This window comes from Roseivivax lentus (assembly GCF_900156805.1).
Classification (GTDB): domain Bacteria; phylum Pseudomonadota; class Alphaproteobacteria; order Rhodobacterales; family Rhodobacteraceae; genus Roseivivax; species Roseivivax lentus.
The window spans coordinates 18,160-34,550 of sequence record NZ_FTOQ01000012.1; the positions used below are offsets into that span (position 1 = coordinate 18,160).

Consider the following 16,391-nt stretch of genomic DNA (forward strand, 5'->3'; position numbering starts at 1 on the left):
ATGGAGGATCAAGATGAACGTACAGAAACCTGGAACGGATCTTCCGTCGATCAGTGACTATTACAGCGCCACCCAGCTTCGGGCGGATCGCTGGTCCGCGCTGCGCGAATGTGCCGAATCCCTGCAGATCCACGGCACCGAGGGTCGGCAGGGCAAGCGACTTCTGGAATCGGCGCGGGCGCTGCTCGATGCGCTCGCGCCGATCGAGAAATACTGGGCCTTCCCGGGCTCGCATTCCTTCGAGCATCTCCGGCGGATGCTCGAAGCGCGCAATATCGACGATCTCGTCGTCTCGGTGCGCCGGGTCGCGCGCGCGCTGACCTCGGGCGCCTATCGGCGGCGGTCCATCCCGCTCTCGACCGAAGAGATCGACAACGAGGATTTCGAGGATGAAAGCGCCCTCGCGCCCGAGGATCGCGCGCTGGGGCGGCCCTATTTCGAGGTGCTGATCGTCGACAACGTGAACGATCACCAGGAACGCTTCCTGCGCAACAACCTGCACCGGATGCGCCGGGCCGAGGACAGCTTCATCTACGAGGCAGTCGTGGTGCCGAGCCTCGAGGATGCGCTCATGGGCATCCTGTTCAACCACAACGTCCAGGCGGTCATCGTGCGCCCGGGGCTCACGCTGAAATCCAAGAACGAACTGCCGATCGTCCAGCAATACCTCAACCACCTGACCGTGACCGAGGACATGGACGCGATCGAGCCGCATGAATACGGCCCCGAAGCCTGCCGGCTGATCGCCAAGGTGCGCCCCGAGCTCGACGCCTACCTCATCACCGACCGCTCGGCGGAGGACATCGCGGGCATGGACCTCGGCAAGTGCCGCCGGGTCTTCTACAACCAGGAAGACTTCCTGGAACTGCACCTCAACATCCTGCGGGGCGTGAACCGGCGCTACAAGACGCCGTTCTTCACCGCGCTCAAGGAATATTCCAAGCAGCCGACGGGCGTCTTCCATGCCATGCCCATCAGCCGCGGCAAGTCGATTTCGCGCAGCCACTGGATCCAGGACATGGGGGCCTTCTACGGGCCCAACATCTTCCTTGCCGAAACCTCGGCCACGTCCGGCGGGCTCGACAGCCTTCTCGAGCCCAAGGGGACGATCAAGGAAGCGCAGGACATGGCCGCGCGGGCCTTCGGCTCCAAGCAAACCTTCTTTGCGACGAACGGCACCTCGACCTGCAACAAGATCGTCGTGCAGGCGCTGATCCGGCCGGGCGATATCGTGCTGGTGGACCGCGACTGCCACAAGTCGCACCATTACGGCATGGTGCTGGCGGGCGCCAATGTCTGCTACATGGACAGCTATCCGCTGCATGAATTCTCCATGTACGGCGCCGTGCCGATCCACGAGATCAAGCACACGCTTCTCAAGATGAAGGCGGCGGGCAAGCTCGACCGCGTGCGCATGGTGCTCTTGACCAACTGCACCTTCGATGGACTGGTCTATAACGTCGAGCGGGTGATGGAGGAATGCCTCGCCATCAAGCCCGACCTCGTCTTCCTCTGGGACGAGGCGTGGTTCGCCTTTGCGCGCTTCGGGCCGACCTATCGCCAGCGCACCGCGATGGATGTGGCGAACCGGCTGCGCGAGAAGCTGAAATCCGAAAAGCACGCCGAGGCCTACGCCGCCCAGCAGGAGGCACTCAAGGATGCCACCGAGGAGACGCTGCTGAAGACGCGCCTCTTGCCGCCGCCCACGGCGCGCGTGCGGGCCTATGCGACGCAATCGACGCACAAGACGCTGACCGCGCTGCGGCAGGGCTCGATGATCCACGTCAACGACATGGACTTCAAAGGCGAGGTGGAGCAGGCCTTCCACGAGGCCTACATGACGCATACCTCGACCTCGCCCAATTACCAGATCATCGCCTCGCTCGACGTGGGCCGCCGGCAGGTGGAGCTCGAGGGCTTCGAATTCGTCCAGCGCCAGATCGAAAGCGCCATGGCGATCCGCCGCGCGGTGGCCACGCATCCGCTTCTGTCGAAGTATTTCAAGGTGCTGACCGCGGGCGACATGATCCCCGAGCAATACCGCGAAAGCGGCGTCACGAGCTATTTCGACGCCAAGGACGGCTGGTCCGACAAGTCCGAGATCTGGGCCAAGGACGAGTTCGTGCTCGATCCGACCCGCGTCACGCTGGCGGTGGGCGGCACCGGCTGGGACGGCGACACCTTCAAGACGAAGGTGCTCATGGATAAGTACGGCATCCAGATCAACAAGACCTCGCGCAATTCCGTGCTGTTCATGACCAATATCGGCACGACGCGGTCCTCGGTCGCCTATCTGATCGAGGTTCTGGTGGAGATCGCGAACGATCTCGACGACCTGCTCGACGATGCCTCAAAGATGGAGCGGCGTTCGTTCGAGAAGCGGGTGAAGAACCTCATCGAGGACGTGCCGCCGCTGCCTGATTTCTCGCGCTTCCATGACGCGTTCCGCTCCGGCGGGGAGACCGCGGAGGGCGATATCCGCTCCGCCTTCTTCCTCGCCTACGAGGAAGAGAACTGCGATTATCTCGACCTCGACGACGCGCTGATGAAGCGGCTCGAGGACGGCGAGGAACTGGTCTCGGCCTCCTTCATCATCCCCTATCCGCCGGGCTTCCCGATCCTGGTGCCGGGGCAGGTGATGTCGCCCGAGATCCTGCATTTCATGCGCGCCCTCGACGTGAGCGAGATCCACGGCTACCGGCCCGATCTCGGTCTGCGGGTATTCACCCCCAAGGCTCTGAAGAGCCTCAAGAAAAAATCGTGAACACGACAGAGAGGACAGATTGATGCCGAAGAAGACGCTGAAGAATATCTCGGAGATCCGCAGGTATTTCCACACCAACCAGGACCCGATCTATTTCGTCTCGGCCACCAACTTCAACCTGCTGGGCCTCGACGAATGGACCAAGAATTTCAAGTATATCTGTTACATGGATTGCTTCGACGGGCGGCACCCGAACGTGCTGGTGCCCTCCGAGATGCCCCATGACGAATTCCAGTCGATCGAGGACATCAACAACTACCTGCTGCAGCACAAGGAAGTGGTCGACTACGTGAAGGCGCGCGGCGGCAAGCCGAAATTCGTCTTCCTGATGTTCGACGAGACCACCGAGAAGCTTGTGAAGGAGCTGGGCGGCGAAGTCTGGTTCCCCAAGGCCAAGATGCGCCAGAACATGGACAACAAGATCGAGACCGTGCGCATCGGCAACAAGGCGGGCGTGCCCTCGGTGCCGAACGCCCTGTCGGTCGTGGAAAGCTACGAACAGCTGCGCGAGGTCTGCAAGGAAAACAACCTCGGCGACGACCTCGTGCTGCAATCGGCCTTCGGCGACAGCGGCCACACCACCTTCTTCATCAAGTCCGAGGCGGATTTCCGCAAGCACGAGCACGAGATCGTGGGCGAGGGCGAGATCAAGATCATGAAGCGCATCGATTGCCGCGGCTCGGCGATCGAGGGCTGCTGCACGAGCCAGGGCACCATCGTCGGCCCGCTCATGACCGAGCTTGTGGGCTTCAAGGAGCTGACGCCCTATCGCGGCGGCTGGTGCGGCAACGAGATCTTCGCCACCGCCTTCCCGCCCAAGGCCCGCAACCAGGCGCGCGAGCTGACCTTCAAGTTCGGCGAACAGCTGCGCAAGGAAGGCTATCGCGGGTATTTCGAGCTCGATTTCCTGATCGACAAGAAGACCGGCGAGATCTGGCTCGGTGAGCTCAATCCGCGCATCACCGGCGCCTCGTCGATGACCAACCACGCCGCCTTCGCCCATGCGGATGCGCCGCTGTTCCTGTTCCACCTGCTCGAATTCTCGAAAAAGCCGTTCCAGTTCGACGTGGACGAGCTGAACGCGCGCTGGTCGGATCCGGACATGATCGACAGCTGGAGCCAGATGGTCATCAAGCACACCGACGACAATGTCGATATCATCACCCACGCGCCGCAGACCGGCATCTACAAGATGCTGCCGGACGGGCAGGTGGTCTATGACCGGTTCGACTATCACCGCCGCGCCGTCGAGGGCGAGGACGAGGCCTTCTTCCTGCGCATCTCCAAGGCGGGCGATTACCGCTACGAGGGCGCCGATCTGGGCATCCTGGTGACGCGGGGCCGGTCGATGACCAAGAACTTCCAGCTCACCGATAAGTCGCGCAACTGGATCGACGGCATCAAGAACGCGTTCTCGGCGCGGCCCCTGCCTTCGGCCCAGGCGCTTCAGGATCCCGCGTTCAAGATCATGTAGGCCATGGCCCTTGTCTTCCGCGCCATATCCGAGGATCAGCCCGGGCCGAAATGGGCCGGGCTGTTCGCCGATTACTGGCCGTCCTACCATGCGTGGTGGGCGCGCGAGGGGCTGCGGAGCCGTCCGACCTACCTGGAAAGCCGCCGGGCGATCCGTACGCATATGCCCGAGATCGCGGATCTCTACGAGGAGCTGTGCGAACTGGCGGGCGGCAGCGACTCGGCAGCGCGGTTTCTGAGCTTCTATTGCCCGCCACGCTACCTCGCGGGCTGCAGCCAAGCGATCTGGCCGGGTGACGATCCGCTTCTGGTGCGGAACTACGATTACAATCCGGACGCCTTCGACGCGATCGTGCTGAAGACGCGCTGGCAGGGGCGCGGGGTGATCGGCACATCGGACGGGCTGTTCGGGCTGGTGGACGGCATCAACGATGCGGGCCTCGTTGTGTCGCTGACCTTCGGGGGGCGGCGCGAGGTCGGTCAGGGCTTCGGCGTGCCGCTGATCCTGCGCTACATCCTGCAGACCTGCACCACCACCGAAGAGGCGGGCGACGTGCTGACGCGCATCCCCTGCCACATGAGTTACAACGTCACAGTGCTCGACGAGAGGCGGCGGTTTCTCACCGCCTATCTGACTCCGGACCGCCCGACGCTGCTAACCCATGCGGCGGTGGCGACGAACCATCAGGAACGGGTGGAATGGACGAGCCATGCGCGCTTCACCGCCACGGTGGAGCGGGAGCGTTTCCTGCTTCAGCGCCTGACCCTGCATCCCGAGACGCAGGCCAAGTTCATCGGCGCCTTCCTGAAGCCGCCGCTTTATTCGACGGCCTTCACGTCGGGCTTCGGCACGCTTTACACCGCGGCCTATCGCCCGCGCCGCCGCGCGCTCGAGCTGCAATGGCCCGGGCGGGTTTGGGAAAAGAGCTTCGATGTCTTCGAAGAGGACAGCGTCGCGCTGAGCATGCCCGGTCCCACCGCCGCGCGGCAGGCGCAGTTCTGACAGGTCCCCACGCTGTGACGGGTTCCGGCGCGCCGGCGGGCGGCGCGCCCGGTCTTCAACTCAGACCATCATCCGGCGCGGATCGGCGATGAGGCCGGCCAGGTAGCTCACGAAGCGCGCCGCGTCGGCGCCATTGATCACCCGGTGATCGTAGCTCAGATCGAGCGGCACCATCGGAACCGGACGCGGCGTATCGCCGTCCCAGACGGTGACCGTCTCGGTGCGGGTGATGCCGAGGATCGCGAGTTCCGGCGGGTTCACGATGGGGGTGAAACCGATACCGCCGATCCCGCCCAGATTGGTGATCGTCATCGACGCGCCGCCCATCTCGTCGGGGCCGACCTTGCGGTTCTGCGCGCGACTGGCGAGATCGGTGATCTCGGCGGCGATCTGCCAGAGCTTCTTGCGGTCCGCGTCGCGGATGACCGGCACCATGAGCCCGTGCGCGGTGTCCACGGCGATGCCGATATGAACGTAATCCTTCAGCACCAGCGTCTTGCCGTCGGGCGAGAGCGAGGCGTTGAAACGCGGGAATTCGCGAAGCGCGCGCGCCAGCGCCTTGACGTGGAAGGCCAGCGCCGTGAGCTTCACGCCGCGCGCCTGCGCCTCGGGCTTGAGCTGGCGGCGGAGCGCCTCGATGGCGGTGACCTCGGCGCGGTCGTGATGGGTGACCTGCGGGATGAGCGCATTGGCCGCCGCGAGATTGGCCGCGGCAAGCTGGGCGAACCGGCTCATCGGTTCTTCGCTCACGGGGCCGTAGGCCGCATGGTCCACGTCCCAATAAGAGGTGTCGGCCTTGGCCGCGGCCGGGGCCGGCGCGGCTCCGCCTTCCAGATCCTCGCGCCCGATGGTCGAGCGGCCCAGTTCCGCCGCGCGTTTTTCGATGTCGATGCCCTTTTCCAGCGCACGGGCGCGGGTCGAGGGCGATGCGATGACGTGGCTCATATCCGCCCCCTTACCAGCTGGCCGAGATATATTGCGTTTCCATGAATTCGAGCATGCCCTCGTGGCCGCCCTCGCGCCCGAGGCCCGATTGCTTCACGCCGCCGAAGGGCGCCGCCGGGTCCGAGACGAGGCCGCGATTGAGCCCGACCATGCCGTATTCCAGCCGTTCGCAAACCTGCAGCGCGCGCTTCATGTTCTCGGAAAAGACATAGGCGACAAGGCCGTATTCGGTGTCGTTGGCGCGGCGGATCACGTCTTCCTGGTCGGTGAAGGTCTGGATCGCGGCGACCGGGCCGAAGATCTCGTCATGCACGCATTCGGCGTCTTCGGAGACGTTCGAGAGCACCGTGGGCGGGTAGTAGAACCCCTTGCCCCCGGGCGTTTCGCCGCCGCATTGCACCTTGGCGCCCTTGGCCACCGCGTCGGCCACGAATTCGGCGACCTTGTCGCGGGTCTGCGCGTTCACCAGCGGTCCCACATCGACGGAAGGGTCCGTGCCGTCGCCGACCTTGAGCGCGGCCATGGCGGCGGTGAACTTCTTGGTGAATTCCTCGGCCACCGCCTCGTGCACGTAGAAGCGGTTGGCGGCGGTGCAGGCTTCGCCGAGATTGCGCATCTTGGCGAGCATCGCGCCTTCGACGGCGACGTCGAGATCGGCATCCTCGAACACCAGAAGCGGGGCGTTGCCGCCCAGCTCCATCGCCGGTTTCAGCACCTGGTCGGCGGCGGAATGCAGAAGCTTCACGCCGACGCCGGTGGAGCCGGTGAAGGAAACGACGCGCACGCGCGGGTCGTGCAGCATGTGATCGACAAGCGCGCCGGTGCGCTTCGACGGCAGCACGTTCACAAGCCCCGGCGGCACGCCCGCCTCTTCCAGAAGCGGCATCAGCGCCAGCATGGTCAGCGGCGTCTCGGAGGCGGGCTTGATGATGACCGCGCAGCCTGCGGCGAGCGCCGGCGCGATCTTCCGCGTGCCCATCGCGGCGGGGTAATTCCAGGGCGTGACCAGCACGGCAAGGCCCGCGGGCTTGTGCTGCACCATGATCCGCGCACCGGAGGCGGGCGCATGGGTCAGAAGCCCGTCGGCGCGCACCGCTTCCTCGGCGAACCAGCGGAAGAACTCGGCGGCATAGGTGGCCTCACCCATCGCGTCGTTGCGCGCCTTGCCGTTCTCGAGCGTGATGTAATGCGCGAAATCCTCGAGCCGCGCGGTCATCAGTTCCCACGCCTTGCGCAGCACTTCCGAGCGCTGGCGCGGCGTGCGCGCGGCCCAGTCCTTCATCGCGGCTTCAGCAGCGTCGAGGGCGGCATTGGCGTCGGAGATCTCGGCCGAAGCGACCGAGGCGATGGAGTCTTCGGTGGCGGGGTTGATGACGTCGAAGCGTTCCTTCGCGGCACCCGGCACCCATTTGCCGTTGATGTAGAGGTCGGTGAATTCCATGTCGGATCTCCCGGTTTAAAGCAGGTGGCGGAGCGGCAGCTCCATCCGGCCTGCGAAATTGGTAAGAAGGGTGACGGCCGCGCTGGCAGAGAGCTGCCCCGCGCCGCATTCGAGCGCGATGGTCAGGCCCGCGCCCTGCGACAGCAGCGTCAGGACCGGCGCGTCCTCGGCCCCGAGCGTGACCGATTGCACGGCTCTGAGACGCAGATCGCGCAGGATGAGGTCGGGTGCGGCGTCCTCGTCGGCGGGCGTGATGCCACCGAACGGCCCGTCGGGCACTTTGTAGAGGCGTGTTGCGCCGAACTGCTCCACCGCGACGGTCACATCGCCCCGGTCGAGGCTTGCCGCGGCGAGGCCCGCCATCAGCGCGGCGGCGTCCTTGAGGCCGGTCTCGGCGGCAGCCCAGGCGGCGAACTCGGTGAAGCCCTCGGTCTCGATCCGCGCCGTGAGGTGCCGCGCGGCGGCCCCCGGTGCGGCACCCTGGGGCCCGGCCATCTCGGCGGGCAGGCCCTTCAGCACCTCGATATCGGCGGCGTGATAGGGCTGCGGATGGCCCTCGGCCACGAGGCGGTTCAGGTCGAGCACCTGTTCCAGCGCCAGACGGCGCGCCTTCGGAGAGGCGAGGATGCGCCCGCCTTCTGCGGTCGGAGCCGCTTTGGCTGGTTTTGTGGGCGCCGCTTTCGCCGGGGCGGATTTCTTGGCTTCGGCCTTGGGCGCGTCCTCGGCGGGCGCGGCTTTCGGCGCCGGGGCAGGGGCCGCGCCTGCCTTGCGGCTGCGGCTCACGGGATTGGCGGGTTTCTCGGCGGAGATGATCGCGATGGGCTCGCCCACCGGGGCATCCTCGCCCGCCTCGGCCAGAAGTGCTGCGACAAAGCCGTCATGGCCTGCCTCGACATCCATCGTGGCCTTGTCGGTCTCCACCTCGAAGAGCACGTCATCGGCCTTGACCGCGTCGCCCGGACCCTTGTGCCAGGCGACGATATGGCCCGAATCCTGCGCCATGCCGAGGGCGGGCATGATGACCGCCTCGCCCTCGGGCAGGGCGTCGTCGGCGGGCTCCGCTGCGGCGGGCGCGTCCTTTTCTTCGGAAGCAGGGGCCGGGGCGCTGGAAGCCTCTTCCGCGCTGTCGGCGATCACGGCGATGACATTGCCCACGGGCACCTCGTCGCCGGCCCCGGCGCGCACGTCGGACAGAAAGCCCGCGCCCTGCGCCTCGACCTCCATCGTGGCCTTGTCGGTTTCCACCTCGAACAGAACGTCGCCCTCGGCCACCTTGTCACCGGGCTCCTTGTGCCAAGAGACGATGAGGCCCGTGTCCTGCGCCATGCCGAGGGCGGGCATGATGACCTCAAGCGGCATGGATCATCTCCCCCGACATCAGGCGGCGCGCGTTCTCGGCGACACCCTCGGGCGTCGGCACGGTGATGTCCTCGAGCGCGGGGCTGAAGGGCACCGGCACGTCCATCGCGCCCATGCGCAGCACCGGCGCGTCGAGGTGGTAGAAGGCCTTCTCGTTGATGCGGCTCGCGATCTCGCCGGTCACGCCGTAGCTCTGGTGGCCCTCGTCGACGACGATCACGCGCGAGGTCTTGCGCGCAGATTTGAGCAGCGTCGCCTCGTCTAGCGGCACGATGGTGCGCGGGTCGATGACCTCGGCCGAGATGCCTTCGCCCGCGAGGATCTCGGCGGCCTTCTCGCAGACCTGCACCATCGAGGAGGTGCCGATCAGGGTGATGTCGGTGCCCTCGCGCTTGATATTGGCCTCGCCGAAGGGGATCAGGTATTCCTCTTCGGGCACCGGGGCCTTGTCGTTGTACATGAGCTTGTCTTCGAAGATCACCACCGGGTTGTCGTCGCGGATGGCGGTCTTCATCAGGCCCTTGGCCTCGTAGGCCGAGGAGGGCATGGCGACCTTGAGCCCTGGGATATGCGCCACGAGCGCATGCAGCGATTGCGAATGCTGCGCCGCCGAGCGGCGGGTCGCGCCGAGATTGGTGCGCAGGACCAGCGGCACCTTGAGCTTGCCGCCCGACATGTAGTGCGTCTTGGCCGCCTGGTTACAGAGCTGGTCCATGATGAGATAGATGAAATCGCCGAACATCAGGTCGACGACGGGCCGGGTGCCGGTCATGGCCGCGCCGACCGCGATCCCCATGAAACCCGGCTCGGCGATGGGGGTGTCGACGACGCGGGAGGTGCCGAATTCCTCCACGAGGCCGGCGAGCACCTTGAACGGCGTGCCCGCCTCGGCCACGTCCTCGCCGATGATGAAGACGGTCTCGTCGCGGCGCATTTCCTCGGCGAGCGCCTCGTTGACGGCTTGGGACAGGGTGATCTGTCGCATGGGGTTAGTCCTCCCTCTGGTGCCGGGGGCCGGGGGCGGCGGCACATTCTTGGCGGTGGTCCCGGACGAGGCCCGGGCCGAAATGATTGGTGATGGCGGACAGGCGCGGCATGTCAGGCCAGCGCGTGCTCGACGCCCACATAGACATGCATGTCCACTTCCGAGACGTCGGGATATTTCGCTTCGAGCGCGTATTCGACGGCGGCCTTGGCATCGGCCTTGATCTCGGCGTTCATCGCCTCGATCTCCTCCTCCGTGGCGATGCCCTGCTCGACCATCCAGCCGCGGAAGCGGATGATCGGGTCGCGATTGTCCTTCCAATCCTTCTCTTCGTCCTTGGAGCGGTAATATTCGCGGTTGATGTCGCCCACGTGGTGGCCGTGGTAGCGATAGGTCATCAGCTCCATGAAGAACGGGCCTTCGCCCTTGCGCGCGCGGGCCACCAGCTTCTGGGTCAGCTCGTTCACGGCGAGCACGTCCTGGCCATCGACCTGATGCGCCTCGATGCCGAAGGCCTCGGCCCGCGCGGTGATGGAGCCCGCGGCGATCTCCTCGGTCTTGGTGTATTCCGAATAGCCATTGTTCTCGCAGGCATAGATGACGGGCAGGTTCCACAGCGCGGCCATGTTCATGACCTCGTACCAGAGGCCCTGCGCGGTCGCGCCGTCGCCGAAGAAGCACACGGTCACATCGCCGGTGCCCAGCATCTTCGAGGTGAAGGCCGAGCCCGTGGCGATCCCCATGGAGCCGCCGACGATGGCATTGGCCCCGAGATTGCCGTTCGACTGGTCGGCGATATGCATCGAGCCGCCCTTGCCGCGGCAATAGCCTTCTTCCTTGCCGAGAAGTTCGCAGAACATCTCCTTGAATTCGGCCCCCTTGGCCACGCAATGGCCGTGGCCGCGATGCGTCGAGGTGATCTTGTCGGTGATTTCCAGCGCTTCGCAGATGCCCACGGCAACGGCTTCCTCACCGGAATACATGTGGGTCAGTCCCGGCATCTTGGCCGAGAGATAGAGCTGGTTCGCATTGTCCTCGAAGGTCCGGATGCGCACCATCTGGCGGTACATCTGCAGGTAATCTTCGGTATTGTGCTTCGATTTGGCCATTTTGTCCTCTCGGGGCGCGTTTTGGCGAATGAGGTGCCCCGCGGCAGGGAGGGAGCCGCGGGGCAATCTGCGATCCGCTGCTCAGTAGCGGTTCGCGATGGGCAGATCCTCGGCGGGGAAGAGCGAGATGACCTCGCAACCCGTCTCGGTCACCACCACCTCTTCCTCGATCCGAGCGGCCGAATAACCGTCCGTCGCCGGGCAGTACGTCTCCAGCGCGAAGACCATGCCGGTCTGAATCTCCATCGGGTGATCGAGGCTGATCGCGCGCGAGATGATCGGCCGCTCATGCAGCGCAAGGCCGAGCCCGTGGCCGAATTGCAGGCCGAAGGCCGCGTCCTCGTTCGGGAAACCGAGGCTTTCGGCGGTCGGCCAGACCTCGGCCACCTTGTCGGTGGTGACGCCCGGCTTGATCATCGAGATCGAGGCGTCGATCCATTCGCGGGCCTTCACGTAGGCATCGTTCTGCGCGGGCGTCGCGCGGCCGATGTTGAAGGTCCGGTAATAGCAGGTCCGGTAGCCCTGATAGGATTGCAGGATGTCGAAGAAGGCCTGGTCGCCGGGACGGAAATAGCGATCCGTGAAGTTGTGCGGATGCGGATTGCAGCGCTCGCCTGAGATGGCGTTGATCGCCTCGACGTCGTCCGACCCCATCTCGTAGAGCATCTTGTTGGACAGGGCGACGATGTCGTTCTCCCGGATGCCCGGCTTCAGCTCTTCGTAGATCATGTGGTAGACGCCATCGACCATGGAGGCCGCCTGGGTCAGAAGCTGGATCTCGTCCCAGTTCTTGATCTCGCGGGCGGCGAGCATGATCTGCTGGCCGTCGACCACGTTGATGCCTTCCTCGAGCAGGGCGTGGAACATCGCCGTTTCGGCATAGTCGACGCCGACCGGCATGTTGGCCATGCCCGCATCCTTGATCATCTGCGCGATCATCTTGGCGTATTTGCGCATCAGGCCGAAATCGGGCGGGATCGTGCCGCGCATGCCGACGACGCCGGCAAGGCAGTGATCGGGCTCGAGCCAGTCGGAATGGCGCTTGTGATGCACGGCGGCAGAGCCGAAATCCCAGACATAGGGGGAATCATCGCCGGTCAGCAGGCAGAAGCGGCACATCTTGTCCCGTTCCCATTCGCCGATCTTGGTGGCGGTGACGTAGCGGATGTTGTTCACGTCGAAGAGCAGGAGCGAGCCCGCCTGGCTGTTCTTCAGCGACTGGCGGGTCCGCGCGAGCCGGTAGCGGCGCAGGCGGTCATGGTCGATCCGGCGTTCGAAATCGACCGACATGTGGCCCGAGGCGGGCAGGCGTTCACGCCATTCCCAGTTCGGTTCGAGGTCCTGGGGGGTGAGCAGGTTGGGCATCAGGGCTCTGGACATAATCATCTCCATGGGATGCGCAGCAGCCGCGCATCGCGGGTCAAGGGGTTCCGAGGGTGGTGCGCCGGGCGCACCTCATGGCGTCACTGGATGCACCAGCCGCCATCGATGTGGATCATCTGGCCGGTCATGTAGTCGCTGTCGTCGCTGCACAGGAACGACGCGGTGCCGGTGATGTCGTCGGGGTAGGAGACGCGCTTGATCTGCAGCGCATCGCGCACGATGTCCTCGTAGGCCTGGCCTTCCTTCTGCTTGAAGCCGATATCCACGAGGTCCTTGTCGAGCTGCTCCCAGAGCGGCGTGACCACGACGCCGGGCGCATAGCCGTTGACGGTGATGTTGTGCTCGGACAGGGCCAGCGCGCCGCAATGGGTGAGCGCGAGACAGCCATATTTGGACGTGCAATAGACCGTCACGTCCACCAGCGGCTTGCGCGAGGCGATCGAGCCCACGTTGATGAGCTTGTAGGGGTGATCCTCCATCGGCCCCTGCTTGATCATCTGGCGCGCGGTCTCCTGCATGCCGAGCCACATCGCCTTGGTGTTGACGTTCATGATCATGTCCCAGTTGTCTTCATCGATATCCATGAAGAACCGGGGCTTGTTCAGGCCCGCATTGAAGAGCCCGACATTGATCGAGCCGAAGGCCTCGACCGTGGCGGCCACGGCGGCGGCGTTGTCTTCGCGCTTGGTGACATCCATCTTGACCGCGATGGCCTTGCCGCCGCCGGCCTTGTTGATGGCGTCGGCCACGCCCTGCGCCGCGTCGAGATCGAGATCCCCGACGGTCACGTTGGCGCCCTGCGCCGCGAACGCCTCGGCATTGGCGGCACCCATGCCGCGGCCTGCGCCGGTAATCAGAACGTTCTTGCCTTTCAAGCGGTTGGGATCCATCTCTCTCTCCTCCTCAGATCGTGTGGTCCACTAGTCGAACAGCGCATCGGCCCGGGCTTGGGCCTTGCGCAAAGCCTCGCGCGGAGTGGTCACCCCGCGCAGCATCTCGTGAAATTCCTCGCCGCATATCTGGATGATATCGGTGATCTCGGGCACTGGTGGGCGGGGCCAGAACTGCAACTCGTCGCGCCAGGACATCGCGTCCACGGCCTCGAAGATCGGCGACAGGCGGCGCACCTCCGGATCGGCCGCGACCGAATAGCGGGGATTGGTGCGGCTGCCGTTCTGCACGTACATCTTCTGCGCCTCGGGCGAGGTGAAGACGATGAGCGCCTCGACCGCCGCGCGCACCCGGTCCTTGGGCAGGTTGGCGGGCAGGCTCATGACATAGCCGCCGACCGGTGCGACATTGCTCGCGCCGGGACCCGCGGGATGCGGCAGATAGCCGGTCTTGCCGCGGGCGGGCGAATTCTCGTCGAGCTCGAAGAACGGGGCCAGCAGCGTGTAGCCGTAGGCCATGGCGATCTTGCCCGCCGCATAGGGGCGGACGCGTTCGTACCAGGACATCGACAGGATCCCCGGCGGCGAGTATTCGAGCAGCTGCAGCAGAAACTCCGCCGCGCGCAGGCCCGCCTCGGTGTCGATGGTGGGCCGGTAGTCGCGGTCGGCCAGGTTGTCGGTGCCGAAGCCGCCCGCGATCTCGGGCAGATCGAGGATCGGCTGGCCGAAATCGGCCATGGTCATCAGGACGGTATGACCCAGCGCGGTGCCCCGCGCGGCGTTCCAGGCGATGCCGTAGCGCCCGCGGTTCGGGTCATGGAAGGTGCGCGCCGCATCGAGCAGTGCCTCGGTCGTGGTCGGGGCGTCGAGGCCCGCCTCGGCGAAGAGATCGCGGCGGTAGAACAACACTTCCGGCGTGGTCTGGGCGGGCACGCCATAGGGCCGTCCGCCCCAATGGGTGGCCTTCCAGCCCGCGGTGTGGAAATCCGCCGGATCGAGCCGGGCGATATCCATCGCCTCGTCGAGCGGCATAAGCGCGCCTTCCTCGGCGAAGCCGCCGATCCAGGGCAGGTCCACGGCGATGATGTCGTACCGGCTGGTCTTGCGCTCGGCGTTGCGCCGGGCCTCTTCGCGCAGCCGGTCGATGGAGAAGGCGCGCTGGTGGATCTGCGTGCCGATCGCCTGTTCGAACTGGCGCTTCAGCGTGTCCATGACCATGAAGGTCGGATCGCCGTGCACGAGGACGCGCAGGCCGCCCGCGACCTTGATCGGCTCGGCCAGAACCTGCATCGGCGGGATCGCCTGCCCGGCCATGTAGGAGCCGCCGTAGAAGTAATCCTTGGCCTGCGGCGCCGGCTCCGCGGTGCCGAAATGGCTGTCGATCAGGCGCAGCACGCGGCCCGAAAGCTGCATCCACTGCTCCATCAGCTTTTCGCTGGGATGCAGCGAGTAGCTCTTGCCGCTGGCGGTGCGGGGCCGCCGCTCGATGAGCTCGGCCTCGATCATCTCGGCCATGCGGCGGCTGGCGGTGGCATAGGGCACGCGGGCCTGGCCGATCAGCGAGGTGGGGGTGATCGTCTTGGCCTCGAAATGGCCGCGGATCAGGTGCAGCGTCATGCGCAGGTAGGGGTTGGGTTCGACCACGTCGATTGTGGTCTCGGTCTCCTCGCCCAATTCCTCCAGAAAGGACAAAACCCGCAGCATCTCGGGCTTCTCCTGGGGCGAGACCGTGCTGGTGGGGGTATGTCCGGGCATAGCATTCATGGACGGGGCCGCTGCCTTTTCCGTGTATTTGCGCAGATTGTGACGTAACCTGCCATCAGGTTGGGATATCTTGGACCCGACCATTGCGAGAGCCTCACCAGATTGTTCAAAACGAGAATTTGAACGTATCGGAAAAATGTCCAAGATGGATATTTAATTATCCAAAATGGACACAATTTGAGAACGCCGGTCGTCTTGGACCGGGCAAGCTCTGGGGGCTCGTTCAAGCAAGAACGGCGGATGCCGCCCAGTCGGAGGAGACCGGGCGCATACGTTCAACAGGATCATCCGGGAGGAGACCGAATATGACTCTGCGCACCACTTTGGCCGCAACAACCGCAATCGCCACCCTCAGCTTCGGTGGCGCGGCCATCGCAGCCGAGCACAGCGAAACCATGAAGATCGGCATCACGCAGAACAACGTGGGTGTCGACAGCTACCAGACCACCTACGAGAAGGCCTTCATCGCGGCCGCCGAGGCCAACGACAAGATCGAGACCGTCGTGCTCGATGCCGGCGGCGACGTGGCGCGCCAGATCGCGCAGATGGAAGACCTGATCCAGCAGGAAGTCGACGCCATCATCATCTGGCCCACGAACGGCGAGGCCGTGATCCCCGCCGTCCGCAAGGCCTTCCAGGCGGATATCCCGGTGATCGTCACCAACTCGAACATCGCCGAGGCCGGCTTCGATTTCGTCGCCTCCTTCTCGGGCCCCGATAACATCACCCAGGGTGCGCGTTCGGCCGAGATCATGTGCGACAAGTTCATGGACATGGGCATCGAGAACGAGGCGCAGGTCGTCCACATCACCGGCCAGCCGGGCTACACCACCGCCATCGAGCGCGCCAAGGGCTTCGAGGACCGTCTGCCCGAGGTCTGCCCGAACGTGACCGTGGTCGACACCCAGCCGGGCGACTGGAACCGCGAGAAGAGCCAGAAGGTCATGGAAGCCTTCCTCGTCAAGTATGACGACATCGACGGCGTCTATGCAGGCGACGACAACATGGGCGTGGGCGCGCTGAACGCCGCCAAGGCCGCGGGCCGCGAGGGCATCATCTTCGTCGGCGCCACCAACTTCGCGGTGGGCTACGAGGCGATGGAGCGCGGCGAGTACTGGGGCTCGATCTACCAGTCCCCGGTCGACGACGCCGAGGCCGCGCTGCAGACCGCCATCGACGTGCTGAACGGCGAGGAAGTGCCGTTCCTGAACTACTTCGACACGCCGAAGATCACCCAGGACAACATGGGCGACTACACCAAGCCGGTCTTCTAAG

Annotated in this window: 12 protein-coding genes; 4 read left to right on the forward strand and 8 right to left on the reverse strand. The window is 65.1% G+C overall.

The genetic code is table 11. The features are described 5' to 3' along the window. Positions 1 to 13: 13 nt before the first annotated feature. Genes BW990_RS15840 through BW990_RS15850 form a run of 3 tightly spaced genes read left to right on the forward strand, consistent with a single transcriptional unit; the run spans position 14 to position 5,240 of the window. Positions 14 to 2,764 carry an aminotransferase class I/II-fold pyridoxal phosphate-dependent enzyme gene (locus BW990_RS15840; protein WP_076449498.1) on the forward strand — a complete coding sequence of 917 codons (2,751 nt, stop codon included), beginning with the start codon at positions 14 to 16 and terminating at the stop codon, positions 2,762 to 2,764. A gap of 19 nt (positions 2,765 to 2,783) precedes the next feature. Beyond that, on the forward strand, positions 2,784 to 4,238 hold the full coding sequence (locus tag BW990_RS15845) for a biotin carboxylase (protein ID WP_268794342.1): 1,455 nt from the start codon (positions 2,784 to 2,786) through the stop codon (positions 4,236 to 4,238). A gap of 3 nt (positions 4,239 to 4,241) precedes the next feature. Next, a complete protein-coding gene (locus tag BW990_RS15850) occupies positions 4,242 to 5,240 on the forward strand; it encodes a C45 family autoproteolytic acyltransferase/hydolase (RefSeq protein WP_076449502.1) in 999 nt (332 codons plus the stop codon). Positions 5,241 to 5,300: 60 nt separating this feature from the next. On the opposite strand, the gene BW990_RS15855 is transcribed toward BW990_RS15850, so the two are convergent. The 8 genes from BW990_RS15855 to BW990_RS15890 form a co-directional block, all read right to left on the reverse strand. Further along, positions 5,301 to 6,185, reverse strand: coding sequence for a 2-oxo acid dehydrogenase subunit E2 (locus BW990_RS15855; RefSeq protein ID WP_076449504.1), 885 nt, complete (start codon positions 6,183 to 6,185; stop codon positions 5,301 to 5,303). A gap of 10 nt (positions 6,186 to 6,195) precedes the next feature. Continuing rightward, entirely contained in the window at positions 6,196 to 7,626 is a 1,431-nt protein-coding gene (locus tag BW990_RS15860; RefSeq protein WP_076449506.1) for an NAD-dependent succinate-semialdehyde dehydrogenase, read from the reverse strand. A 15-nt stretch (positions 7,627 to 7,641) separates the two neighbouring features. Then, positions 7,642 to 8,985, reverse strand: coding sequence for a biotin/lipoyl-containing protein (locus BW990_RS15865; protein ID WP_076449508.1), 1,344 nt, complete (start codon positions 8,983 to 8,985; stop codon positions 7,642 to 7,644). Then, positions 8,975 to 9,970 carry an alpha-ketoacid dehydrogenase subunit beta gene (locus BW990_RS15870; RefSeq protein ID WP_076449510.1) on the reverse strand — a complete coding sequence of 332 codons (996 nt, stop codon included), beginning with the start codon at positions 9,968 to 9,970 and terminating at the stop codon, positions 8,975 to 8,977. Before BW990_RS15870 ends, BW990_RS15865 begins: the two co-directional genes overlap by 11 nt. 113 nt (positions 9,971 to 10,083) lie before the next feature. Further along, positions 10,084 to 11,079 (reverse strand): thiamine pyrophosphate-dependent dehydrogenase E1 component subunit alpha, encoded by a 996-nt coding sequence (locus BW990_RS15875; RefSeq protein ID WP_076449512.1) that lies wholly within the window; start codon positions 11,077 to 11,079, stop codon positions 10,084 to 10,086. A gap of 81 nt (positions 11,080 to 11,160) precedes the next feature. Next, a complete protein-coding gene (locus BW990_RS15880; RefSeq protein ID WP_076449513.1) occupies positions 11,161 to 12,459 on the reverse strand; it encodes a M24 family metallopeptidase in 1,299 nt (432 codons plus the stop codon). Between the two features lie 83 nt (positions 12,460 to 12,542). Then, a complete protein-coding gene (locus BW990_RS15885; RefSeq protein WP_076449515.1) occupies positions 12,543 to 13,352 on the reverse strand; it encodes an SDR family NAD(P)-dependent oxidoreductase in 810 nt (269 codons plus the stop codon). Positions 13,353 to 13,382: 30 nt separating this feature from the next. Then, entirely contained in the window at positions 13,383 to 15,116 is a 1,734-nt protein-coding gene (locus tag BW990_RS15890) for an extracellular solute-binding protein (protein WP_076449516.1), read from the reverse strand. A gap of 305 nt (positions 15,117 to 15,421) precedes the next feature. Between BW990_RS15890 and BW990_RS15895 the strand changes: the two genes are divergently transcribed. After that, entirely contained in the window at positions 15,422 to 16,390 is a 969-nt protein-coding gene (locus BW990_RS15895; RefSeq protein WP_076449518.1) for a sugar ABC transporter substrate-binding protein, read from the forward strand. The last annotated feature ends 1 nt before the right edge of the window (position 16,391 follow it).